Source organism: Corynebacterium striatum ATCC 6940, from assembly GCF_000159135.1.
Lineage (GTDB): Bacteria > Actinomycetota > Actinomycetes > Mycobacteriales > Mycobacteriaceae > Corynebacterium > Corynebacterium striatum.
Genome location: NZ_GG667528.1, coordinates 1 through 23,615 on the forward strand (window position 1 = coordinate 1; position 23,615 = coordinate 23,615).

General features: G+C 58.1%; 22 protein-coding genes. 20 read left to right on the forward strand and 2 right to left on the reverse strand.

Features of this window, described 5'->3' with window-relative positions; translation table 11 throughout:
* Positions 1-340 precede the first annotated feature (340 nt).
* From HMPREF0308_RS10425 to HMPREF0308_RS10500, 17 genes are all read left to right on the forward strand, one after another.
* Positions 341-1,420, forward strand: coding sequence for a tetratricopeptide repeat protein (locus HMPREF0308_RS10425; protein ID WP_255313642.1), 1,080 nt, complete (start codon positions 341-343; stop codon positions 1,418-1,420).
* Between the two features lie 2 nt (positions 1,421-1,422).
* Positions 1,423-2,406 carry an HAD-IIA family hydrolase gene (locus HMPREF0308_RS10430; RefSeq protein WP_005531409.1) on the forward strand — a complete coding sequence of 328 codons (984 nt, stop codon included), beginning with the start codon at positions 1,423-1,425 and terminating at the stop codon, positions 2,404-2,406.
* Positions 2,397-2,558 (forward strand): hypothetical protein, encoded by a 162-nt coding sequence (locus HMPREF0308_RS13925; protein ID WP_005531410.1) that lies wholly within the window; start codon positions 2,397-2,399, stop codon positions 2,556-2,558. Before HMPREF0308_RS10430 ends, HMPREF0308_RS13925 begins: the two co-directional genes overlap by 10 nt.
* Positions 2,558-3,367 carry a TlyA family RNA methyltransferase gene (locus tag HMPREF0308_RS10435; protein ID WP_005531412.1) on the forward strand — a complete coding sequence of 270 codons (810 nt, stop codon included), beginning with the start codon at positions 2,558-2,560 and terminating at the stop codon, positions 3,365-3,367. Before HMPREF0308_RS13925 ends, HMPREF0308_RS10435 begins: the two co-directional genes overlap by 1 nt.
* Positions 3,364-4,245 (forward strand): NAD kinase, encoded by an 882-nt coding sequence (locus HMPREF0308_RS10440; protein WP_005531415.1) that lies wholly within the window; start codon positions 3,364-3,366, stop codon positions 4,243-4,245. The genes HMPREF0308_RS10435 and HMPREF0308_RS10440 overlap by 4 nt, the downstream gene beginning before the upstream one ends.
* Positions 4,246-4,273: 28 nt before the next feature.
* Positions 4,274-5,950 carry a DNA repair protein RecN gene (gene recN, locus HMPREF0308_RS10445; protein WP_005531416.1) on the forward strand — a complete coding sequence of 559 codons (1,677 nt, stop codon included), beginning with the start codon at positions 4,274-4,276 and terminating at the stop codon, positions 5,948-5,950.
* Between the two features lie 17 nt (positions 5,951-5,967).
* Positions 5,968-7,161 carry a putative cytokinetic ring protein SteA gene (gene steA / locus HMPREF0308_RS10450; protein WP_172465261.1) on the forward strand — a complete coding sequence of 398 codons (1,194 nt, stop codon included), beginning with the start codon at positions 5,968-5,970 and terminating at the stop codon, positions 7,159-7,161.
* On the forward strand, positions 7,161-8,081 hold the full coding sequence (locus tag HMPREF0308_RS10455) for a copper transporter (protein ID WP_005531420.1): 921 nt from the start codon (positions 7,161-7,163) through the stop codon (positions 8,079-8,081). Before steA ends, HMPREF0308_RS10455 begins: the two co-directional genes overlap by 1 nt.
* Before the next feature lies 1 nt (position 8,082).
* On the forward strand, positions 8,083-8,721 hold the full coding sequence (locus HMPREF0308_RS10460; RefSeq protein WP_005531422.1) for an NUDIX domain-containing protein: 639 nt from the start codon (positions 8,083-8,085) through the stop codon (positions 8,719-8,721).
* Positions 8,718-9,614, forward strand: coding sequence for a site-specific tyrosine recombinase XerD (gene xerD / locus HMPREF0308_RS10465; RefSeq protein WP_005531424.1), 897 nt, complete (start codon positions 8,718-8,720; stop codon positions 9,612-9,614). The genes HMPREF0308_RS10460 and xerD overlap by 4 nt, the downstream gene beginning before the upstream one ends.
* Before the next feature lie 298 nt (positions 9,615-9,912).
* The gene (locus HMPREF0308_RS10470) at positions 9,913-10,785 is read left to right on the forward strand and encodes a ParA family protein (RefSeq protein ID WP_034657531.1); all 873 of its coding nucleotides are present in this window, start codon (positions 9,913-9,915) and stop codon (positions 10,783-10,785) included.
* Between the two features lie 11 nt (positions 10,786-10,796).
* Positions 10,797-11,594 (forward strand): segregation and condensation protein A, encoded by a 798-nt coding sequence (locus HMPREF0308_RS10475; RefSeq protein WP_005531427.1) that lies wholly within the window; start codon positions 10,797-10,799, stop codon positions 11,592-11,594.
* Positions 11,595-11,687: 93 nt separating this feature from the next.
* Positions 11,688-12,233 (forward strand): SMC-Scp complex subunit ScpB, encoded by a 546-nt coding sequence (gene scpB / locus HMPREF0308_RS10480; protein WP_005531429.1) that lies wholly within the window; start codon positions 11,688-11,690, stop codon positions 12,231-12,233.
* Between the two features lie 138 nt (positions 12,234-12,371).
* Positions 12,372-13,292 (forward strand): pseudouridine synthase, encoded by a 921-nt coding sequence (locus tag HMPREF0308_RS10485; protein WP_034657485.1) that lies wholly within the window; start codon positions 12,372-12,374, stop codon positions 13,290-13,292.
* Between the two features lie 11 nt (positions 13,293-13,303).
* On the forward strand, positions 13,304-13,999 hold the full coding sequence (gene cmk / locus HMPREF0308_RS10490) for a (d)CMP kinase (protein ID WP_034657532.1): 696 nt from the start codon (positions 13,304-13,306) through the stop codon (positions 13,997-13,999).
* Positions 13,992-15,617, forward strand: coding sequence for a ribosome biogenesis GTPase Der (der, locus tag HMPREF0308_RS10495; protein WP_005531435.1), 1,626 nt, complete (start codon positions 13,992-13,994; stop codon positions 15,615-15,617). Before cmk ends, der begins: the two co-directional genes overlap by 8 nt.
* Before the next feature lie 176 nt (positions 15,618-15,793).
* Positions 15,794-17,179 (forward strand): anaerobic C4-dicarboxylate transporter, encoded by a 1,386-nt coding sequence (locus tag HMPREF0308_RS10500; protein ID WP_005531437.1) that lies wholly within the window; start codon positions 15,794-15,796, stop codon positions 17,177-17,179.
* On the opposite strand, the gene HMPREF0308_RS10505 is transcribed toward HMPREF0308_RS10500, so the two are convergent.
* Positions 17,176-17,985 (reverse strand): class I SAM-dependent methyltransferase, encoded by an 810-nt coding sequence (locus HMPREF0308_RS10505; RefSeq protein ID WP_005531440.1) that lies wholly within the window; start codon positions 17,983-17,985, stop codon positions 17,176-17,178. The genes HMPREF0308_RS10500 and HMPREF0308_RS10505 overlap by 4 nt on opposite strands.
* Before the next feature lie 67 nt (positions 17,986-18,052).
* Here HMPREF0308_RS10505 and HMPREF0308_RS10510 point away from each other — a divergent pair, with 67 nt between their 5' ends.
* Genes HMPREF0308_RS10510 through HMPREF0308_RS10520 form a run of 3 tightly spaced genes read left to right on the forward strand, consistent with a single transcriptional unit; the run spans position 18,053 to position 22,281 of the window.
* The gene (locus tag HMPREF0308_RS10510) at positions 18,053-19,522 is read left to right on the forward strand and encodes an ABC transporter transmembrane domain-containing protein (protein ID WP_034657487.1); all 1,470 of its coding nucleotides are present in this window, start codon (positions 18,053-18,055) and stop codon (positions 19,520-19,522) included.
* A 2-nt stretch (positions 19,523-19,524) separates the two neighbouring features.
* Positions 19,525-21,300 (forward strand): ABC transporter ATP-binding protein, encoded by a 1,776-nt coding sequence (locus tag HMPREF0308_RS10515; protein WP_005531444.1) that lies wholly within the window; start codon positions 19,525-19,527, stop codon positions 21,298-21,300.
* A 60-nt stretch (positions 21,301-21,360) separates the two neighbouring features.
* Entirely contained in the window at positions 21,361-22,281 is a 921-nt protein-coding gene (locus tag HMPREF0308_RS10520) for a CE1 family esterase (protein WP_115340937.1), read from the forward strand.
* On the opposite strand, the gene HMPREF0308_RS10525 is transcribed toward HMPREF0308_RS10520, so the two are convergent.
* The gene (locus tag HMPREF0308_RS10525; RefSeq protein ID WP_005531447.1) at positions 22,278-23,591 is read right to left on the reverse strand and encodes a site-specific DNA-methyltransferase; all 1,314 of its coding nucleotides are present in this window, start codon (positions 23,589-23,591) and stop codon (positions 22,278-22,280) included. The genes HMPREF0308_RS10520 and HMPREF0308_RS10525 overlap by 4 nt on opposite strands.
* Positions 23,592-23,615: the final 24 nt, after the last annotated feature.

Here is a 23,615-nt window from a genome sequence, read left to right on the forward strand (position 1 = left end):
AGCTATCCGAAACAACGGAACAGCACAGGCGCTACTTGACGTTTTACTTCAATTGCCGATAGATCACCCATGTGTAGAACCCACATGATCTCTAGTGTTTGGTTGTGTCCGGGCTTTAGCGTGGTATTCGAGGCTCCGTTTTGTTTTACTTGGGTGCTTAACGTCAGCGCTTTATGTTTCGCATGTTGGTTTTGCTATTTGGTTCTGTTTGGCTTAGTTGGGTTGAATTGGATATGAGCCGTGTAATGCGTAGGGTAGAAGTTTCTGTCTTGTCCATAAAGGCCTGTAGACTAGGCCGTTAGAAACGGACGAGTTTTAATCAAGAAGAGAGTAAGGCTGAATGTCTGAACGCAGTTTCAACGGTCGTAATGATGGCGGCAACGGGTCCGGTAAAGGTGGCTCAGGTCGTCGCGGCTATGGCGCCCGTAATGAGCGCTGCCGTAGTGATCGTCGCGATGAGCGCCGCGGAGAACGCCGTGATGATTTCCGTGGAGAGGATCGAGGCGAGCGCCGCGAGAACCGCCGCAACCACCGTGATAATGACCGTCGCGACGATCACCGCGATGACCGACGTGGGAATCGAAATAACGATCGCCGTGGAGGGCGCGATGATCGTCGCGGCCGCAGTGAAGACAACCGCAATGGCAACCGTGGTGGCCGTAATCGTGATGAGCGTCGTGGTAATGGCCGCAAAAGGAACGACAAGAGCAAGGCGCATCCGCAGCGTTCCGGCTACCGCGAGGAGCGTATTAACCGCCGCATGACCGATCCGGACCTTCCTTCGGACATCGATATCGAGGATCTTGATCCTTCTGTTCTTCAGGACTTGCGTTCACTGTCCAAGGAAAACATGGAGGCTGTGGCCAAGCACCTGATCATGGCTGGCACTTGGATGGACGATGATCCTAAGCTCGCATTGCGTCACGCACGTGCTGCCAAGGATCGTGCCGGCCGCGTTGCCGTAGCGCGCGAAGCCAACGGCATTGCTGCTTACCACGCAGGCGAGTGGAAGGAAGCCCTCTCTGAGCTGCGTGCCGCACGCCGTATCTCTGGCGGTCCTGGCCTCTTGGCCGTCATGGCTGACTGCGAACGCGGTCTCGGCCGTCCTGAAAAGGCCGTTGAACTTGGTCGTAGTGAAGCGGCTCGCAGCTTGGACCCGGAGTCCGCTATCGAGCTTGCCATCGTCGTCGCCGGCGCCCGTATTGACATGGGGCAACCGGAGTCGGCAGTCGTGACCATTCAGCGAGCTAACCCCACCAAGGAAGCACGCGGCCTTTCCGCTTGCCGATTGTCCTACGCTTACGCCAATGCGCTGCTCGAAGCCGGCCGAAATGATGAGGCTACCGAGTGGTTCAAGCACACCGTCAAGATTGATGAAGGAGATTGGACCGACGCAACTGAGCGCCTGGCCGAGATCTAGAAATGAACATCCTCAAAGCTCACGACTCCCTCCTTTTAGACCTTGACGGCACCGTCTGGGAGGGCGGTCAGCCTCTTCAGTGCGTTGTCGACGTCATCAACTCCTGCGGCGTCCCGGCGGTCTATGTAACCAACAATGCCTCGCGTAGCCCGCAGGCAGTCTCTGAGATGCTCCGGGAGATAGGTCTGGACGCAGATGCTGAACATGTAGTCACCTCTGCGCAGGCTGCCTTGGTTCTCATGGGCGCTGAGATACCAGCTGGCTCCAAGGTCCTCATTATTGGTGCGGATTCTTTCCGCGCTCTTGCTCGTGACGCCGGCTACGAAGTAGTCAACAGCGCCGATGACAAGCCAGCAGCTGTTCTGCAAGGCATGGACAAGTCTGTGGGCTGGGCACAGTTGTCTGAGGCTGCTTATGCCATCAACAATGGCGCTAAGTTTTACGCCTCGAACTTGGACACATCGTTGCCCACCGAGCGTGGCTTTGCCGTGGGCAACGGTGCCCTCGTTGGAGCTGTGGCTGCGGCTACTGGGGTAGAGCCCATTTCGGCGGGAAAGCCCGAACCTGCCATGTTCGCCTATGCCGCCAAGAAGGTCGGCTCTAAGAAACCTCTGGCTGTCGGCGACCGTTTGAATACGGATATCGCCGGTGGCAACGCTGCAGCTATGGACACTTTCCATGTATTAACTGGCGTCTCTGGGGAGCTGGAGCTTATCGAAGCTCCGGTAGAGCATCGACCTACCTTTGTTGGTGCGGGTTTCCATGAGCTTTCTCTGCCCACAGCGGTGGCGAAACCAAGTGCGCAAGGAGATTTCCGTGCCCGCGTCGACAGTTATGACATTGTGTTGCAGGGAGGAAACTCTAAGTCGACGTCCATCCAAGCACTGCGCACAGTACTGGAGGTTGCGTGGGCGATGCCCGAGCCGCCGCGTTATATTCAGCCACGCAGTGAATTCGCCGAGAAGGCTGTTGCGGCATGGCGATAAAGCCGCATGATCCCCGGGCCGTCATGGCGCCAGAAGAGGTTGATAATGCAATGTCTGAAATCTTGGGCGTCGAAGCGGCCTCGTTAAGCGAAGAAGTAGCCCAGTTAGACCGTGCCCACGCGGTTTTGCGTGAGGCCTTGCAGGAGAACTAATGCCACCACAGCGGCGTCGTTTGGATGCGGAACTAGTCCGCAGGAAAATTGCTCGTTCGCGAGAGCAGGCTGTCGAGATGATCAAAGGCGGCCGAGTAACGGTTGGCGGCTTCAAGGCATCGAAGCCTGCTACGGTTGTCGAGCCAGAGGTCTCCATCAAAGTCGAAGCTGACGCGGCCGATGATTGGGCATCCCGTGGTGCCCATAAACTGCTCGGCGCTTTAGAGGCTTTTGATGTTGGTGTCAAGGACAAGCGTGTTTTGGACGCCGGTGCGTCCACGGGCGGCTTTACCGATGTCTGCCTGCGCAAAGGTGCCCGCGAAGTTCTATCCGTCGACGTCGGCTATGGCCAGCTCCTGTGGCGCCTGCAGAACGACGACCGCGTCAAGGTCATGGACCGCACCAACATCCGCAACCTGACTCTCGAGCTCACAGACGGACCCTGCGACGCCATGGTGGGCGATCTTTCGTTCATTTCCCTTAAACTGGTTCTTCCCGCAATCGTGGACGTTATGGCTGACGGCGCATGGTTGCTGCCGATGGTTAAACCACAGTTCGAAGTTGGCAAGGACCGCATTGGCACTGGGGGCGTCGTACGCTCGCCGCAGCTGCGTCAGGAAGTAACCCAAGACGTTGCCGGCTTTGCGCAAACCCTGGGCGTCAGCGTGCGCGGTGTTGCAGCCTCGCCCTTGCCTGGCCCGAGCGGAAATGTTGAGTATTTCCTGTGGCTCGTCAAAGACGGACAGGTAACCTCAGAAGAAGACATTGAAGACATGGTCCGTGTGGCCATCGAGGAGGGGCCCCAGTGAAGCGCGAAATTTTGCTCGTTCCGCACGCCAGCCGTGCTGACAACCTCGAAGCAACCATTCGCGCCGCGGAAATCTTGCAGGACGCTGGCATCAAGGTGCGCGTGAGCGCCGCTGAGCACGTCCTGCCAAACCTACAACACGTCGAGCACACTCCGGCTGCTGCCGCGGGCTGCGAGCTCGTCCTCGTGTTGGGCGGTGACGGCACCTTCCTGCGTGCCGCCGACATGGCACGTGCCGTAGACGTTCCAGTGTTGGGCATCAACCTCGGGCACGTTGGTTTCCTCGCCGAGTGGGAAGCAGAATCGCTAGAGCGGGCGCTCGTCCGAGTCATCGACCGCAACTACGAGGTCGAGGACCGCTTGACCCTCGATATTGAGGTCTCAGACTGCAATGGTCGCTTGTTGGATCGTGGCTGGGCCCTTAACGAAGCCTCCGTTGAAAACCTCAACCGTTCTGGTGTGCTGGACGCCATCTTGGAAGTAGATGGCCGCCCCGTTTCTTCCTTCGGCTGCGACGGCATCCTGATTTCAACTCCCACGGGCTCTACGGCCTATGCGTTCTCCGCAGGTGGCCCAGTCCTATGGCCCTCGCTGGATGCCTTGTTGGTAGTACCGAACAATGCCCACGCGCTATTCACCAAGCCCTTGGTGGTCTCACCTGAATCCAAAATCGCGGTAGAGTCGGCGACAGCCACCACACCCGCGATTGTTATCCTCGATGGATTCCGCGAAATTTCCATGCCGCCAGGTGCCCGCGTTGAGGCAGTCCGCGGTGTACACCCGGTCAAATGGGTGCGCCTTGATAATCAGCCTTTCACCGACAGGCTCGTGTCCAAGCTGCACTTGCCTGTCCACGGATGGCGCGGCCCGCAAAGCTAAGTAACAGAAAGGCAGGTGTAGCTAGCGCATGTTAGTTGACATCACCATTGAAGACTTAGGTGTCATCCAACGCTCCTCGGCGGAGTTCGCCGAGGGGCTTACCGTCCTCACCGGCGAAACCGGCGCTGGTAAGACCATGGTTGTCACGGGCTTGCGTTTGCTTGCCGGTGGCCGCGCCGACGCATCGCGTGTACGCGATGGTGCACAAAAGGCAGCTGTTGAAGGACGTTTCGCCACCTCGCATCCGCAGGCAGCGGAAGTGGTTGAAGCCGTGGGAGGCGATCCCGATGAAAACGGTGAGTTTATCGTCTCTCGTACCGTGTCCTCGGCAGGGCGCTCGCGTGCCTACCTCGGTGGCAGGGCAGTACCCGCCGCTACCTTGGGCGAGTTTTCCTCAAACGTTCTCACGGTCCATGGCCAAAATGACCAGTTGCGACTCCTTGTTCCTGAGCAGCAACTCGCAGCAGTTGATCGCTCGGATCCCAAAATTGCGGCCGTTAGGCAGGCATATACAGAGGCCTTTCGCTTCTGGCGTGAGCTAGCCAAGGACTACAAGCATCGCACAGAGTCGCGGCGCGAGCTGGCCCAGGAAGTAGACCGCCTGCAGTTTGCGCTCAAAGAGATCGGCGAAGTCGCACCGGAGCCTGGCGAGGACGGCGAGCTGGTCACCCTTATTCAACGCTTGCAGGACGTCGATACCCTTCGTGAGGCTGCCGCCACAGCGCTGTCCGCCATCGATGGCGAGGATTCCTACGATGATGCGGAGGCCGCGTCCAGCTTGCTGGGGCGCGCCGAGAGCGCATTGGTGGGCGCAACCGATAAAGAGCTTGCAGCGCTGGGAGAGAGGCTCAGCGAGCTCACCAGCCAGCTCTCCGACATTGCTAGCGAACTTGGCGCATACCTCGGTGCGCTGCCCGCAGACCCAAACTTGCTAGAGCAGTCTCTGCGCCGCCAACAGGATCTCAAGCAGCTGACCCGCAAGTATGCCGCGGACATCGATGGTGTCTTGGCGTGGCGCGACGCAGCCGCAGCCAAACTTGAGTCGATGGATACCTCGGCCGAAGCCCTGGATGAGCTTCGTGCCAAAGTGATGGAAGCCGAGAAGGTAATGGTCGAAAAAGCCGCCGCCTTGACCAAGGCTCGTACCAAGGCCGCCAAGAACCTAGGCTCGTTGGTCTCGGAGGAAATCCACGGCCTCGCCATGCCGAATTCTGATCTCACGGTGGAAGTTCGCCAGACCAAGTACTCGAAGACGGGTGCTGACGAAGTCGAGTTCCAGCTCAACGGCAAACCATTGGCTAGTGCGGCCTCGGGCGGTGAGCTCTCCCGAGTCATGCTGGCGCTGGAGGTTGTGCTCTCCGACGGCGATGGCGGAACCCTCGTATTCGACGAGGTAGATGCGGGCGTTGGCGGTCGCGCGGCGGTGGAGATTGGGCGTCGCCTAGCGCGGCTTGCAACCTCCAACCAGGTAATCGTGGTGACCCACCTGCCCCAGGTAGCCGCCTATGCGGACTCTCACCTGCACGTATCCAAGGAGAAGTTCACCTCGGGCGTGAGCGACTTGAGCTCCCAGGAACGCGTTGAGGAGCTCGCGCGCATGCTCGCTGGCCTCGACGACACTGAGACGGGGCGTGCGCACGCGCAGGAATTGTTTGATCGCGCCCAATCAGAAGTGGCTCAGTTCCGCGCGCCTTCCACACATTGATGTCGTGACGGGGGAGAATGTGGCGCATGAGTCTGTTTTCCCGAAATTCCGATCTGCCTGGTGAACATGGCGCACTGCGCGACTGCACGCCAGGCGGAAAGGGCATGAAGAAGTTCGCCGAAGGTGACTTTGCCGTCATCAATGCCGCCAACATTTCGCGCCAAGAAGCGCAAACGCTGGTCGATATCAAACCTGCCGCAGTCATCAACGTCGCAGAGTTCACCACCGGATCAATCCCTAACTACGGTCCGCACATGCTTCTCGACGCCGATGTCACCCTCGTTGAGGGAGTGGGCGAGGAGTTCGTTTCCAGCTTCAAGGATGGCAAGAAGGCCCGCATTAGCGAAGAAGGTACCGTCTTCGTTGGCGATAAGAAGATTGCTTCTGGCAGCATCGTCACTCGGGAGAAGGCGGAGGAGAAGTTCTCTGAAGCACAGCGCGAGCTGATTGACCACATGGAGGCGTACTTCGGAAACTCCATCGAGTTCATTCACGCTGAAGGGCCGCTGCTCATCGATGGCCTAGGCGTTCCCGATTCCGGCACAGAGATGGCCGGCCGCAAGGTCTTGGTGGTTTCTCCTTCGGAGGATCACCGCAACAAGGTCAAGTTGCTGCGCAACTTCATTCGCGAGTATGAACCCATCATCATCGGTGTTGATGGTGCTGCGGACACCTTAGCGGAGCTGGGATACAAGCCTGACTTTATCGTTGGCGACCCTTCTGCGATCAGCTCTGAGACCCTGCGCAGTGGCGCGCGGGTTATCCTTCCGGCGGAACCAGACGGCACTGCTGAAGGCCTTGAGCGCATCCAGGATCTCGGCATCGGCGCAATGACTTTCCCGGCGGCAACAGACTCTGCTACGGATTTGGCATTGCTTCTTGCTGACTACCATGGAGCGCAGATGATCGTTCAGGTCGGCGGCTCTATCGATCTCGATGATGTCTTTGCCAACGAAGCACACGCAACTCCGGCAGCCTTGCTCTCTCGCATGAAGGCCGGCACCCGGTTAGTCGATGCCGATGCAGTTATCAACCTCTATACCGCGCCCAGCTCGACCAACACCGGCTGGCTGTGGGCTGTTCTGGGTATTTTGGTAGCTCTGGCAGCAATTGTCCTCATCGTGGGACTTGGCGGTGACGCTTCCTTTGGCCAGAACTTGATTGATATGTGGAACAACATTGCATTGAGCGTGCAGGGGTGGTTTAAGTAATGGGAGCTAAGCCGCTTCTCGTCGCGGGACTTGGGTTTGGTACGGCTCTTGGCGTTGCCTTGGGCGCATTGGCCATCGCTCCGAACATGCCTTCTGGCGGGGCAGGCGGCGATGATTCTCTGCGCGAGGAGTTCCAGAAGAAGGCGCAGTCAGAAGACATTCTCAAGGCGCAAGCTGACTCAAGCGACTCGGTGATGAATAAGCTCGCTCCTTTGGTAGTCGATGGCAGCCTCGCACAGCGTCCAGTTATGGTCATTGCGACGGGGGAGGCCGATGAAGGGGATGTCCGTGCCGTTCGCGATCTTCTGAAGTCTGCTGACGCAGAAGACGCAGGACAAATCACCTTGACCGATGAGTTTTTCCGCCAGGAAGGCGCAGATAAGCTTTTGTCTTTGGTGACAAATGCGCTTCCTGCTGGAACAAAGCTCGACACCAAAAAGGTGGATGCAGGCACGCACTCCGGTCAAGCTTTGGGTGCAGCACTGTTGATGGATCCAAAGACCACGGAACCTCTTTCATCGACTAAGGACCGCGCAAATCTTTTGCAGGCGCTTCGCGACGCCGGCTACATCGACTACGAGGACGGCACTATCTTGCCTGCTCAAGCAGTGGTGTATGTCGGTGGCAAGGGCGTTTCCGGCTATTACACCGACGCTTCAGTGAACTTCCTCAAGGCATTTGATGCGGCCGGTGGAAACACCGTGGTGGCAGCACGAGTGGAGCAGACCGCAGATGATCGAATCATTGGTAGATTGCGGGAAGAGAAGTCCGGGATTTCCACTGTCGACTCGAGCAATCGCACTGTCTCCCGTATGGCTGCTGTGATGGCGGTCAAGGAGCAGCTCGACGGCGGCAAGGGAGCCTATGGCTCCGCGGCGTCCGCTGATGCGGCTGCGCCTGCACTGCCGGAGGACATCTAAAATGTCTCACGATTTTGAGGTCGTGGGAAGCGAGCTGCTTCTCGACGCCCCGATTATCGCCGTGCGCCGAGACGAGGTAGTTATGCCTGGTGGCACCACTGCCTTCCGAGAAGTCGTTGAGCATTTTGGTGCAGTGGCCATCGTGGCTATTGACGACGCGGAGCGCATTGCGATGGTTCATCAGTACCGTCGCAGCGTTGACCGCCGTTTGTGGGAGCTTCCTGCAGGATTACTCGACATTAAGGGCGAAGATGAGCTAACTGGGGCGCGCCGAGAGCTCCAGGAAGAAGCAGGTTTGGCTGCGCAGGATTGGTCGGTGCTTGCCGACATCATCACCTCGCCGGGCTTCTGTGAGGAGGCCGTTCGCGTCTTCTTAGCGCGGGATTTGTCAGAAGTGCCGCGGCTGGCCGCTGAGGGGGACGAGGAAGCAGACATGGGCTTTGCTTGGGTGGCGCTTGACGATGCCGTCGACCAAGTCATCTCCGGTGAGATTGCCAACTCCATTGCGTGTACGGGAATTCTTGCCGCGTACGCGGTGTTGCGAGGTGGTCGAACCCCGCGCAGCGTTGACGAGCCTTTCGAACTTCGTCCAAAGTCGATGGCGGGGCGTCGACTAGGACCAGACCTGAAGAAGCTGTGAAAGCGGAAGCACTCGCCCAAACGTGGCTCAACCACCTGGCCGTGGAAAAGGGGGCTTCGGCAAACACGTTGAGCAACTATCGTCGCGATGTTCGTCGCTACTTGGGGTGGCTGGCGGACAATGGGATTGATGATCTCGCGGATGTCGATCGTGGCATGGTCGAGGAATACCTGAAGTTTTTGCGCGGTGGGCTAGCCGCGGCGTCGGCAAGCAGGGCGTTGATCGTGGCACGAGGTCTGCACAAGTTTGGCGTGGCTGAGGGCGTACTTGACGTGGACGTGGCCGGGGAGGTGGCGCCTCCCAAGAACGCTGCGCACCTGCCCGAAACATTGCGCGTGGACGAGGTAGAAAAACTCATTGACTCAGTGCCGGATGGGGAGACCGCGACGCCAATTGATATTCGCGACCGTGCGCTGCTGGAAATGCTGTATGGGACGGGCGCGCGTATCTCCGAGGTCATCGCGTTGTCCGTGGACGACATGAGCGATAACGACGGGATTCTGGTCCTGACAGGCAAGGGTAACAAACAGCGCATGGTGCCTGTGGGTTCGCAGGCACAGAAAGCGGTTGAGGAGTACTTAGTGCGTGCGCGGCCAGTGTTATCGAAGGGAAAGTCGCACGCGCTCTTCCTTAATACACGTGGCGGTGCATTGTCGCGGCAAAGCGCTTGGGCTGCGCTCAAACTTGCGGTCCAGCGTGCTGGATTGAACAAGTCAATATCCCCGCATACGCTTCGCCATTCCTTCGCCACCCACCTGCTGGAAGGCGGCGCCGATGTGCGTACGGTACAGGAATTGCTGGGTCATTCTTCGGTGACGACGACGCAGATCTATACCCATGTCACCGCGGATTCGTTGCGGGAAGTTTGGCGTACAGCCCATCCGAGAGCCTAGGCTTGAGTCTCTGAACATTGCGCGGACGGCAACGGATCTGATGCGGATGATTCTTGCTCCGTCCTCCCGTGGGTGGGTGGTGCAATAGGAGCGTTGCTACTTGGCGCACTGGCGTGGTTCTTTGCTCGACGCGGCAAGTCTTCCGCTAAATCAAGTTCTCAGGCTGGATAGTCACGCATTATCGCGATATTTAGGGTGAAGAGGGTACTCTATAATCACAACGTTGTAATGAGCTGTCCGCGTGGCGGTGTGAGATCGTATTTATGATCGAATTGTGGTCAAGGAAGCAGGTGTGACTGTGAGTGAAGAGGGACTGTTTTCAGCCTCTGAAGCGCAGGTTGGGCTGACTGGTCGTCCTATCCGTGAGCTGCCAGAACCGGCTCCGCTGGAAAAGCATGGTCCAGCCACCATCATTTCGATGTGTAACCAAAAGGGCGGCGTGGGTAAGACGACCTCTACCATTAACATGGGTGCGTGCCTTGCTGAGCTAGGTCGTAAAGTCCTGCTCGTTGACCTTGATCCGCAGGGTGCTTTGTCCGCAGGCTTGGGTCTCACGCATGACCAGATCGAAGACACCATTTATGACGTCATGCTTGACAGCCAAACGTCGATTCACTCCGCGATTCAACACACCTCGGTTCCTAACCTGGACTTGGTACCGGCGAACATTGATCTCTCCGCTGCGGAGATTCAAATGGTTAATGAGGTGGGCCGCGAGCACACCTTGGCGCGTGCATTGCGTCCGATTCGCCGCGACTATGACTTCATCATTATTGACTGCCAGCCTTCGCTTGGCCTGCTTACCGTCAATGCGTTGGCTTGTTCGCAGGGCGTAATCATCCCTATGGAATGCGAGTTCTTCTCCCTGCGCGGCCTTGCTCTGCTGACCGATACCGTGGAGAAGGTCTCCGAGCGCATTAACTTTGACCTGGAAGTCATGGGAATTCTGGTCACTATGTTCGATCGCCGCACCAAGCATGCGCGTGAGGTGATGGACCGCGTGGTCGAGTACTTCGGTGACAAGGTCTTTGACACCGTCATCACACGCACTGTTCGCTTTCCCGAGACCTCGGTGGCGGGTGAGCCTATTACTAGCTGGGCGCCGAGCTCCCAGGCGGCTCAGCAGTACCGCAACCTCGCTAAAGAGGTCATCGAGCGCTCCAACGTTTAGGTGCCGGCCACGTGACACAACCGGAGATTACGGGCTTTCGAATTGCGCTGCGCAATTTCGAGGGCCCTTTTGATCTGCTTTTGCAGTTGATCCAGTCCAAGAAGCTCGACGTTACCGAGGTCGCGCTTTCTGAGGTCACCGATGAGTTCGTGGAGTACACCCGGCAGCTCGGCGCCACGGCAGATCTCGATGAGACCACAGAGTTCCTGTTGGTGGCTGCAACTTTGCTGGACCTTAAGGCAGCTCGTTTGTTGCCGCGCGGGGAAGTAGACGATCTTGATGACCTCGAGCTCCTTGAGACGCGCGACCTGCTTTTCGCACGTCTTTTGCAGTACAAGGCCTATAAGCAGGTTGCCGATCAGTTTGCGCAATGGCAGCGCGAAGCTCGCCGCCGCTATCCGCGGGCGGTGTCTATCGAGCAACCCTTTGTGGACTTGTTGCCACCGGTGCACCTAGGGCACACGCCAGCGTCCTTTGCAGAGATTGCTGCCAGCGTATTTCGGCCTAAGCCGCCTGAGGAAGTGGGAACTGGGCACATTCACCAAGTGGCGGTGTCAGTGCCGGAACAGGCCGGCAAGATTCTCAGCACCCTCAAGCTTCTCGGGCAAGGGCAATGGATGAGCTTCGATGCGTTGACCCGTGACTGCACGGTGTCGATGGAAGTCGTGGGCCGCTTCCTAGCTCTGTTGGAGCTGTATAAAGCGAAGGCCGTCGAAGCCGAGCAGCCCGAGTCCTTAGGCCCTCTGGATTTGTCGTGGACCGGCCTTGACGTCGACCCAGCCGTTGTGGCAGCGGCCAACTGGGACTAGTTCCAGCAAGTAGAGGATAGGGGAGAGACCGTGCTTTTTGCGTCTCGCTAGTGGCTTGTTGGCACACGATCTTCGTGCAGTAAAGTTGCCCGCATGGAACTTCCCCTGATTTCGCAGCAACGGTCGCGTCTTGAGTCCATTCTTCTGGTTATCGATTCACCCGCCTCCGTTGAGTCTTTGGCGCGTGCCCTAGAACTCGAGAAGTCCGTTGTCAGCGACCACTTGCGCGCCATTCAGCGCGAATTCGATTCCCGCGGATCTGGAATTGACCTCAGGGAGACTGCCGAGGGCTGGCGTTTCTATACCCGTCAAGACAACGCTGATGCGGTTGAGGAGTTCTTGCTCGACGGGTCCCAAACCAAGCTTTCCCGAGCTGCGTTAGAGACCCTCGCTGTCGTTGCCTATCGCCAGCCCGTTACCCGCGCGCAAGTCGCTGGAGTCCGTGGCGTCAACGTGGACGGCGTAATGCGCACGCTGACCGTACGTGGACTGGTTAGGGAATTACCCCAAGAGGGTCTGGCGCACCGTTATGAAACGACCGAACTCTTTTTGGAGTTGCTGGGAATTGACTCACTGGAGCGCCTGCCGGACCTGGCGCCGCTGTTGCCTGACCTCGAGCAGATTGATGCGGAGTACTAGCGCAGCATTGACTCAGAATTAGGTCAGACTAGCTCGGTATTGGGCCGGTACAAGGCATTTGGGTATTAGCACGTGGGGAAGCAGTGGGGTAGCATGGCCCAGGTAACTTCATAACTCCAATTGAAAAGGACACTTATCGTGACCCCACCCGCTCGCCGAGACGGCACACCGGAAAAGAAGAAGAGAGACAGCGACATGTTTGTCTCCAATGCGAAACCGGCCCGCCGTCAGCACGTAGACAAGCGTGAACGCGCAAATAAGAAGAAGGCCACCGCAGACTCCGTAGCTCGTGACTTGGGCGCCGACTGGTTGGTTGGTGATAACCCCAAGGGAGAGCGCCTCCAGAAAGTGCTTGCTAAGGCAGGCGTAGCCTCGCGTCGCCACGCCGAAATCATGATCGACGCTGGCCGCGTAGAGGTCAACGGCAAGATCGTCATGCAGCAGGGCGTGCGTGTTGATCCGAACGTCGATGTCATCCGTGTTGATGGCGTGCGCATCAACGTCAACGAAGAGACCCGGTACTTCATTCTCAACAAGCCGCGTGGCTTGCAGTCCACCATGAGCGATGAGCTTGGCCGTCCGTGCATCGGCGACTTGATTGGTGACCGTGTTGCAGCAGGCCAGCGCCTGTTCCACGTCGGTCGTCTTGATGCCGATACCGAGGGACTCATTCTCATCACCAATGACGGCGAGTTGGCAAACCGCCTGATGCACCCCAAGTACGAGGTTCGTAAGACCTACCTCGCTACTGTTTTGGGCGAGGCTGGAAATGGCCTCGTACGCACTCTGAAAGAAGGCGTGGAACTCGAAGACGGACTCGCCAAGGCTGACTATGTTCAGATCGTGGACAAGAACCAGGGCTATTCCTTGGTCCGCGTCGAGCTGCACGAAGGTCGCAAGCATATCGTCCGTCGCATGCTCAAGGAAGCTGGCTTCCCAGTTCAGCGCCTCGTGCGCACGAAGCTGCACACGCTCCAGCTTGGTGAGATGAAGCCTGGTATTCTGCGTGCGCTGAACTCCAACGAGCTCGCGAGCCTGTACAAGGCGGTGGGGATGTAATGGAGGAGAAGATGATTTCTAACATGCCTGAAGGCGGCATGATACTTGCCGTCGACGGACCTTCCGGAACCGGTAAGTCCACCACCTGCCGCGCACTGGCTAAGCGTCTCGACGCAAAGTACGTGGACACCGGTGCGATGTACCGCGTGGCTACGTTGGCTGTTCTGCGCGCCGGCGTGGACCCCAGCGATACGGCGGCCGTCATCGCCGCCACTGCAGACCTCCCGTTGGAAGTCTCTGACGACCCTGATTCCAAGCAGGTTCTGCTAGCAGGAGAGGACGTCTCCCGCGTCATTCGTGAAGACGAAGTCACCCGCAACGTCTCGGCTGTCTCCGCAGTACCTGAGGTTCGTCAGAACCTTGTTGAGCTGCAGCGCAAGCTCGCTCGTGAGGCACACCGTGCCATCGTTGAAGGCCGCGACATCGGCACCACCGTGTTGGCGGACGCTCCTGCGAAGGCTTTCATGACTGCATCAGCCGCTGTTCGCGCCCAGCGTCGTCATGACCAAAACGTTGCTGCGGGTATCGACTCCGACTTTGACACCGTGCTTGCCAGCGTTGAACGCCGCGACGCTGCTGATTCCTCCCGCGCCACCTCACCACTGCGTCCGGCGGAGGATGCAACCATCGTCGATACTTCTGAGATGACCCTCGAAGAAGTCCTCGACACCCTTATTAACATCGTGAAGGAGTCCGCCAATGGCTAAGGATTTTGAGCATCAAGAAGACAATGCCGTCTCAGGCGACTTCGAAACCGAGTTTCACTATCCAGTGGGCAAACTCGAAGAGGAGACAGTCAGGGATCCACACGGCGGTTGGGCTCCTGAGGACTTCGACGCCAACGAGTTTGACTACGAGTTTGATGAGTCTGAAATCGACGAATCTGAGTTCGGTGAAGCCGACTTTGGTGAGGACTTCGACAACGACGAAGATCCACTAAGCGAAGAAGAGTGGGAGGAGCTCTCCCGCGCCTTCGGCGTTGATGATCAGCACACTGAGGAAAACCTCTGCACGGTCGCCGTTGTCGGACGTCCGAACGTGGGCAAGTCCTCCTTGGTCAATCGTTTCCTCGGCCGCCGTGAGGCCGTGGTGGAGGACCACCCGGGCGTGACCCGGGACCGAGTTTCTTATGTCGCCGAGTGGAACGGCCAGCGTTTCTTCGTCCAAGATACCGGCGGGTGGGACCCCAACGTGAAGGGCATTCACGCCGCAATCGCCCGTCAGGCAGAGCTGGCGATGAATACCGCCGACGTCATCGTGTTCGTCGTCGACACCAAGGTCGGCATTACCGAGACCGACGCGGTCATGGCCCGCAAGCTGCAGAAGTCCGAAGTTCCGGTCATCTTGGTCTCCAACAAGTTTGATTCCGAGACCATGTACGCCGACATGGCTGAGTTCTATGCTCTGGGCCTGGGCGATCCCTGGCCTGTCTCGGCACAGCATGGCCGCGGCGGCGCTGACGTTCTCGACGAGATCCTGCGCCTGTTCCCTGAGGAGCCACGCCACGCCTCCATCACCTCCGGCCCGCGCCGCGTGGCCCTGGTGGGCAAGCCAAACGTGGGTAAGTCTTCCTTGCTCAACAAGCTCACCTCGGAGGAACGCTCCGTTGTAGACAATGCTGCTGGCACCACGGTTGACCCCGTTGACTCCCTGGTTCAGCTTGATCAGCGTCTGTGGAAGTTCATCGATACTGCCGGCCTGCGCAAGAAGGTCAAGAATGCCCAGGGGCACGAGTACTACGCGTCTCTTCGCACCCGCGGTGTCATCGACGCGGCGGAGGTTTGCATCATGCTTATCGACGCCTCCGAAGAGGTCTCCGAGCAGGACCAGCGCGTTCTCAACATGGTGTTGGAGGCAGGCAAGGCCTTGGTTATTGCCTTCAACAAATGGGATCTTATGGATGAGGATCGCCGCTACTACCTCGACCGCGAGATCGACGAGCAGCTGCGCCACCTGCCGTGGGTGACCCGCGTGAACATCTCCGCTCAGACTGGGCGCGCCCTGCAGCGTCTCGAGCCTGCGATGATTGAAGCTTTGGAAAGTTGGGACCAGCGTGTCTCTACCGGCCAGCTCAACAACTGGCTGCGCGAGGCAATCGCTGCCAACCCACCACCGATGAAGAACAATCGTTTGCCCCGCGTCTTGTTCGCCACCCAGGCGTCCACGCAGCCGCCCACCATCGTTCTATTCACCACTGGATTCTTGGATGCTGGCTACCGCCGCTATCTGGAGCGTAAGTTCCGTGAGCGCTTCGGCTTCCACGGCTCTCCGGTGCGCATTGCTGTCCGCGTGCGCGAGCGCCGCGGAAAGAATTCCAAGCGCTAATCGCGATGGGGAAGCGCTAGCAGTACGGCCGTTACGCTGCGATTATACCAAAAAGGCGAGCCATTCTTACACTTTGAAAAGTGTGATGAATGGCTCGCCTTTTTGATTGTCTGTGATTCTGCCTGTTCGGATATTCTGAGAGGGTAATCAAGTATTGACTTCCAGAAAGGCTCTTCATGTTAGCCTCCATTCTCGACCCGACCTCAGCAGTCGCGATCGTCCTCCAAGTCATCATCATTCTCTCTGCGCTTCTCTTAGGTACGCGTTACGGCGGCCTCGGCCTAGGCCTTATCTCTGGCCTCGGCCTTATCATCATGGTCTTCGTTTTCGGCCTTGCGCCGGGCGAGCCCCCAGTAGACGTGATGCTGACCATTATCGCCGTCATCGGCTGTGCCGCAACCCTCCAACAAGCCAGAGGCCTCGAGGTGATGATGCAATTCGCGGAGAAATTCCTCCGCGCGCACCCTGAGCGCATCACCATCCTTGCTCCGTTGACCACCTGGTTCCTCACCGTGCTCTGCGGTACCGGACACGTTGTGTACACGATGTTTCCCATCATCGAGGACATCGCGCTGAAGAAGGGCATCCGCCCGGAGCGCCCCATGGCCGTTGCCTCCACCTCTGCCCAGATGGGTATCACCGCTTCGCCGGTTTCTGTGGCCACCGTGTCCCTTGCATCCATCATCGCTGAGAACGCTGGCATCACTGGTGTTTCCTACTCCATCCCACAGATCCTCATGGTCGCCATCCCGGCTTCCCTCTCCGGCGTCCTCCTCGCTGCGCTGTGGTCACTGCGTCGCGGCAAGGACCTCGATAAGGACCCTGCATTCCAGGAGAAAATGAAGGACCCAGAGTTTGCGAAGTCCATCCAATCCTCCAGCCACTCTCTACTCGACGAGGTCTTTCCAGCCTCTGCCAAGCGCTCCGTCGTTGTATTTTTGACCGCCATCGCAGTCGTCGTCATCCTCGGCGCCTTTGATGTCCTGCGCCCGTCCTTCCCTAACGAGGATGGTGAGATGAAGGCCCTCTCGATGAACCTTGTCATTCAGATGGTCATGCTTGTCGCCGGCGCAATCATTCTCATTTTCTGCAACGTCGACAACAAGAAGATCGCCTCCACTCCTGTGTTTAAGGCTGGCATGACGGCAGTCTTCTCCGTCTTCGGTGTTGCCTGGATGGCTGATACATTCTTCGAGTCCCATATCGATGCCCTCGAAGCTAACTTGGGCAGCATTGTGCAGACCGCGCCATGGGCATACGCAATCGTGCTGCTCATCGTTTCCAAGCTGGTTAACTCCCAGGCTGCCGCCCTCGTTGCAATCGCTCCGATTGGCCTGTCCCTGGGCATCGACCCAGCGATCATCGTCGGTTTCTACGGCGCAGCCTACGGCTACTTCATCCTCCCGACTTACCCTTCCGATCTGGCCTGCATCGGTTTCGACCGCACAGGTACCACCCGCATCGGCAAGTTCGTGGTCAACCACTCGTTCATCATCCCGGGCGCAATCTCCGTGTTCACGTCCTGCGTGGTCGGCTCCCTGCTGGCATCCGCCATCCTCTAAGCAGCGACAGCTCGCGTGAGCACAAAGGCATCAGTGCGGTAGGCAATCTCCAAAGCCTGCCCCTCGGAAAAGCCCATGTGCTCATACAAATACCAGTTCAGGTTGTGTGTCATCCGGTCGTGAATCTTGGTAGTGTTACGCAGCCAATAGGAGCGAGTGTGCATCAGCTGATGGAGCTGCTCTGGAGTGAGAATATGGTTCCACTTCAGACGCAGCTCCTTTGTGATCTCCCAAGGAGCAGAGACCTCGGGGTAGAAGCCAGGTCGCTGAATATCGCCTGAGTGCATGATGCGCGCCAGCCGCAGCAACCACGGATCGGCACCAACGTCGAGGGTGTTCCACACCAGGAGCACCTTGCCGCCTGGGCGGACTATGCGATCGAATTCACCGCACGCCTTGGCGACGTCCACCCAATGCCAGGTCTGTGCACAGGCAACGGCATCCACGGAGGCGTCGCCAAGCGCAGTGCTCTCTGCCACCGAACGCCACGTAGGAACCCCCAACTGTTCACGCAGAACCCGAGTCATGTCCGGAGATGGATCGCAGGCGAGCACCTGGAGGTTGGTGAGAGTCTCCGTCAGCTTTCCCGTACCGGCACCAACATCAAGGACTGTGTGGGCGTCCGCGATGAGCTCGGCAACTTCGCCTGGATAGCTCGGACGCACGTCGTGGTAGGTATCAGCACCATGCGCGAAAGAAAGCGCTGAGCGCGTGCGGTGCGCCTCTCCCCGAAACGTTGGATTCTCCTTCTCCGAAGCTTTTCTGTAGCTGGGATAATGCGAGGGCTCAGGCAAGTGCGAAGACATAGTGAAAATAACCTACCGCGTTTGCTGGTTCCAGAAAATCCAAGGCTCTGAAATAGAATGGCTTACCATGTCGAATCTTCCTGCGCCCAAGGACCCACGGTGGCTGTTGAAAACCGTGTTTTCCCGGCGCGAGAAGACCATCCCCGCTGCGATCTTGATGTCGATATCGTTCGTGTGCAACGGTATGACACCCGTCATCGTCGGCCGTGCTATTGACGGCGCGATCGCCATCCATTCCTTCGACGCATTGCTGCGTTGGCTGGGCATTCTCGTAGCGATTTTCGCGCTCAATGCAGTGGCAGCTTGGTTTGCGCGGGGTATGTTCTCCCGTGCGATGCTCGAGGTGGGCCACGACTTGCGCATGGCGGTTACAGATCGCATTCAAGATCCACGGGGCATCGGGGGCCGTGCGCGTACAGCCGGTGAGCTGCTTTCCATTGCCTCCTCGGATGCGAAACGCGTGTCCGAGGCCGTCATCATGACGGTGTTTCCCGTGGCTGAGGTCTGCTCGATTGTCTACGTGGCGATTATGACTTCACGGGTCAACGTGCCCCTAGGCATTGCGGTGCTCCTCGGAGGGCCAGTGGTTGTGTGGATTTCCTTGGTGGCGGCCAAACCTTTGCGCTCACGGTCCGGTGCGCGGCAGGCGGCGCTGGCCCAAGCCTCAGCTACGGCGACAGATGTTGTACAAGGCTTGCGCATCCTGAAGGGCTTGGGCGCTATTGGCACAGTGCGCAAGCGTTATTCGGCGGTTTCTGACGCTGCTTATGAACGCACGATTGATGCAAACGGTGCGCAGGCACGCCTCAACGCGATAACGGAGGCAGTCGGTTCCATCTACGTCATTGCCGTGGCGATTGCTGCGGGAGCTTTGGCCGTAAACGGCACGGTGACAGTGGGCGAGTTGATAACCGTGGTGGGCCTGACGCAGTTTGTCATCACTCCAATGACGATGATGGGCAAAAACATTGCTTCCCGGTGGGCGGCTGCGCAGGCAAGCGGGCGGCGCATCACGGAGCTTTTGGACAGCCCGTTCCGTGCAGCCAGCACGCCTCAGGCTCCGCAGTGGGGACCTGGTCTCCACGTTGTAAAGGGCGCTGCGCCGGAAGAACTCGACGACCTACCACGTGAGCGCTTCTTGGTGGCACCCCATGCGGCTGACCTTTTTGCCGGCAGTGTTCAGTCCAATATTCATGAGGATTCCGCTGTGGCAGCTCAAGCGCTGCAGGTTGCGGCCGCCGAGGATATTCCGGGTGGACTGAGCAAGAACGTCGGGGAGAATGGTGGAGCCTTATCTGGTGGCCAGCGGCAACGCGTTGCGTTGGCACGTGCTATCGCAGCAGCGCCGGAAGTCCTCATTTTGCAGGATCCAACCACGGCCGTCGACTCCGTGACGGAGCAAAAGATAGCTGAGCGGGTCTCCCAAGCACGCGCGGGACAAACCACCGTTGTCTACACGAATGCACCAGCGTGGGCAGCAGTTGCCGAGACAGTTGAGGCGCCGCAGCTTAACGAACACACTGGGAAGGGCAGATAGCCATGCGATTTCCTACTGCAACGTGGCTGCAGGTACGGCAGAAGGTTACCGCTCATCTGCATGCGATTGCGCACGCTAAACGCCGCAGTTTCGTGGCCTTCCTCTTGCTTATTGGCGGTGCGGTGGCGAACGTCTATATCCCTATCCTTTTAGGCCGGGTGGTTGATGCGGTGGTGTCGGGCGAAGGCGAGTTGCGCGGCCTCGCATGGATTAGCGTGGAACTCGTGCTCGTGGCGATAGCCTCGGCCGTGTTGTCCGCTGGCGGGTTCTACTTGCTCTCACGTCTTACAGAGAGGGTCATTGCGAATCTGCGCGAGGAAACCGTGGGCACTGCCTTGGGCTTGCCTGTCCACCGCGTCGAGGAGGCCGGGTCTGGTGATTTGGTCTCACGCTCAACAGATGACGTGAGTGAACTTTCCGCAGCGGTTACTGAGACGGTCCCGGTTCTGACTAGCTCGATCTTTGCGATTGTTACCACGGCCGTGGCCCTAATCTCCTTGGACTGGCAATACCTCTTGGTGGTGGCATGCGCGGGACCCATCTACTTTGTAGCGGCACGCAATTATCTGCGGCATGCACCGCAGCGTTATGCAAATGAGCGCGCATCCATGGCTGAGCGTGCGCGCCGGGTTTTGGAGACTATTCATGGCCGGGCCACGGTGCGGGCATATGCGATGGAGCAGCGGATGCGCAGCGGCATTAGTCAGGCCTCGCGTGCCGTGGTGGAAAACGGTTATAGCGCGCGACGCACGATGATGGTCCTGCAGCTGTGGATTACCGCGGTGGAGCTGGTGATGCTTGGGGTAGGTCTCTTCGTCGGCTTCTGGGTCACCTCTAGTGGTGCGATGACCGTGGGTGCCGTTACCGCGGCAATGTTGATGCTCATTCGTCTGCGGGGACCGCTCATGGGGCTTATGCGAGTGCTCGACACGGTTCAATCGGGCTATGCTTCACTAGCTCGAATCGTTGGGGTGACGGTTAATCCGCCGCTTCCAATTTCGCCGGCTGGTGCGCCGCAGCCGCGGGGTGATGTTTCTATGCGGGGTGTTAGCTTCAGCTATGACAGTAGCTATGACAGTGAGGAAAACACTGATGCGTGGGCAGTTGAAGACCTTGACCTTCATATAGCTCCTGGACAAACTGTGGCCCTCGTAGGAGCGTCCGGCGCAGGTAAGACCACCGTCGCTGCGCTTGCTGCAGGGTTGCGCGTTCCGAGTGCAGGCTCAGTGCAGGTTGATGGGATCGAGGTGTCGCGGCTTTCCGACGCCGAGCGAGTCGCCCGTCTCGCGCTGGTTTCCCAAGAGGTTTATGTCTTTTCAGGCACTTTGCGTGATGACTTGTCCTTAGCGCGTCCGAATGCCACTGACGAGGAAATGTGGGCCGCACTGCGCGGTGTCCAAGCAGACTGGGTAGACACCTTTGCCGATGGCTTGGACACCGTTGTCGGTGCGCGGGGAATACAGCTTGAGCCGGTCGCGGCGCAACAGCTCGCTTTGGCGCGCATTTTGCTGCTGGACCCTGCAGTGGTTGTCATGGATGAAGCTACGGCCGAGGCTGGCTCGGTCGGCGCGGGGGCTTTGGAGGCAGCTGCCGACGCTGTGACGGATGGCCGCACTGCGCTGATCGTTGCGCACCGACTGGATCAAGCTTCCCAGGCCGATTGCATCCTAGTGATGGAAAGCGGACGTGTTATTGAACGGGGCACACATAATGAGCTGCTAGATTCTAAGGGCCGATACTGGCAACTTTGGAACGCATGGCAGAAAGGACGTGACTAGCCCGTGCTCACTCCCAATGCCGTACTTAGAACTGCTGCTGTTTGTGCCAGCCTTTTTTTCTTGACATCTTGTGCAACGCCTGCTCCGATAAAACCGGAATCGGCGTCGCTGTGGGATAAGAATTCTGAGCTCGGAATACCGGTGTCTGCGCCTTTTGATGGCCCAGAGCCAGGGGAAAGCCGCTCCATTAATTTGCCTTCTGGGCGTAACTTCATTGTGCACGTTCCGGAGAAATACGACCCTGAGAAGCGCTGGCCGCTGGTGATGGTCTTCCACGGTTGGGGCGAGGAACCTAAAGCGATTGAAGGCTACACAGAGATGAATGCTGCGCAGGCCATTGTTGTGTATCCAGCTGGCGTCGAGAAGGCATGGACGCCGGCACCGTATGCCAAGACGACTGAGGAAGAAGACCTCAAATTCGTTGCGGATATGGTTGACAGTCTGCGTGCGACTTACGCTATTGATGACAACCGTATTTTCGCAGCTGGCTTGTCCAACGGCGGTGGCTTCGCAGCGTTCTTGGCTTGCCGCATGCCGGAAACTTTCCATTCGATCGCCACGGTTTCTGCTGCCTACTACGAGGGCATCCACAAGAACTGTTCCGGAGATCCAGTGGGGCGCCTTGACATGCACGGCACCGATGACCCAGTGGTGGAGTATTACGGCGGAACCCGCCACGGTACAAAATACGATTCGGTGTCCACGGTTATGGAGACCAACCGGAAGCGCAATCAGTGCACGACGGATGTCACGACTATGCGGCTGGTCAACAACGCTTTGCAACAAACATGGGTCGGCTGTAAAGCTCCGCTGCAGCACATCCGCATCGGCGGTGGATCACACATCTGGCCTGGTGGCCGCGTTGACGACAGAGCAGAGGTAGGAAAAGGCTTTGCCACTGACCGCGTTTTAGACTTCTTTGGCGTACCGGGTAGACCAGCAGGCACCGAGGATCCGGAGTCGGGTAAAAAGACCAGTTAGTCGTCTTGAACCGATGATGCTTGCAGCTGGAAGTGCCGGAAAGTAGCCCCCGGAACGGCGGAAACCCGGCCAACGCAGATTTCGGCCACGGTGCGGAAACCAGCAGCGTAGGCAGGGCCGTTCTGAGCAGTGGGCTGTGGCAATTGAACGAGATGGAAACTGCGGTTGCCAGAGTCTTCGGCGTTGAGCTCTAAGACAGCCTGGGCTGTGGTTCCTGAGCCCGCAAAGAAATCAAGGACCACTGCGTTGGGTCCACCGGCAATGGCTACGAGATGCTTGATGAGCCGGACAGGCTTGGGAAACTCAAATACTCCTTGAACACCCATGACATTTTCAGCGTCGCGTCGTCCAGCGCGGGTTACTCCGAAACGCTCCCCGTCCAAGATTGAACGGGGACGAGCCCCTTTCTTTTGATAGTTCTTGGTATAGACAAACCCCCGCCGAAAGACGAGCTGATCGTAATTCGCTGCGACCTTTTCTCGTCCCCACCGCCAGCGCGCGACCTTCTCCTTACCTGTGGGTTGGTCAGGCCAGTACTGACGGCCTTTCTCATCCGTAATGGGGAAGTCGAGGGTCGGGAGGTATCCCAGCGTCTTAGAATCTAGACGAACCAGTGAGTAGTTTCCGCGCTCGTCGCTGAAGTTATAGTTTGTTGATGTGTGCGCGCCCTCGTCCACATTGAAGCCAGGGTTATCTGGTGACTTGGCGTAACACAAAATGTATTCGTGCTCTACAACGGCATACTTCGAGTCATTCTTGCCGGTTCCGCCTTTCTTCCAAATCAATTGCCCGGCGAAACAGTCCTCTCCGAAGATCTCATCCATGATTTTGCGCAGGTTCGCGCATTCGTCTTCACCAATCGAGACAAAAATGAATCCTGTCTCCTTTAGAATTCCTCTAGCTAGAAATAGGCGTGGGTACATCATGGAAAGCCATTCAGCGTGCCATTGTCCGTAACTTCCGGACCCCATTTTTCGCCTTCGGCGGTAATTGTCCGTGTAAACGAATTCTTTGCCTGTGTTATACGGCGGGTCGATATAGATAACGTCTGCCCTAAAGCCCTCTGAGCCGAGAACCTTGAGCGCATCTAGGTTGTCGCCTTCAAAAATAGTATTTGGAGAGTCTGATTCGCCATTTTGTGCCACCTTGTGTAGTGCGGTGGGTGTGTGAGCTAATTGGGCGGCGGAGTTCTTGCCTGGCCACACGAGCCCAAAGAATTCCTCGGTTGCTTGCGTAGCTGCAGAAGGAGACGAATCCGCAAAAGAGTGAAACTCAGTGGGGGATGAGCTGTTTGTGGAGGGTGTTGGCATAGTCCGCGTAGTCCTCGGCTGTTA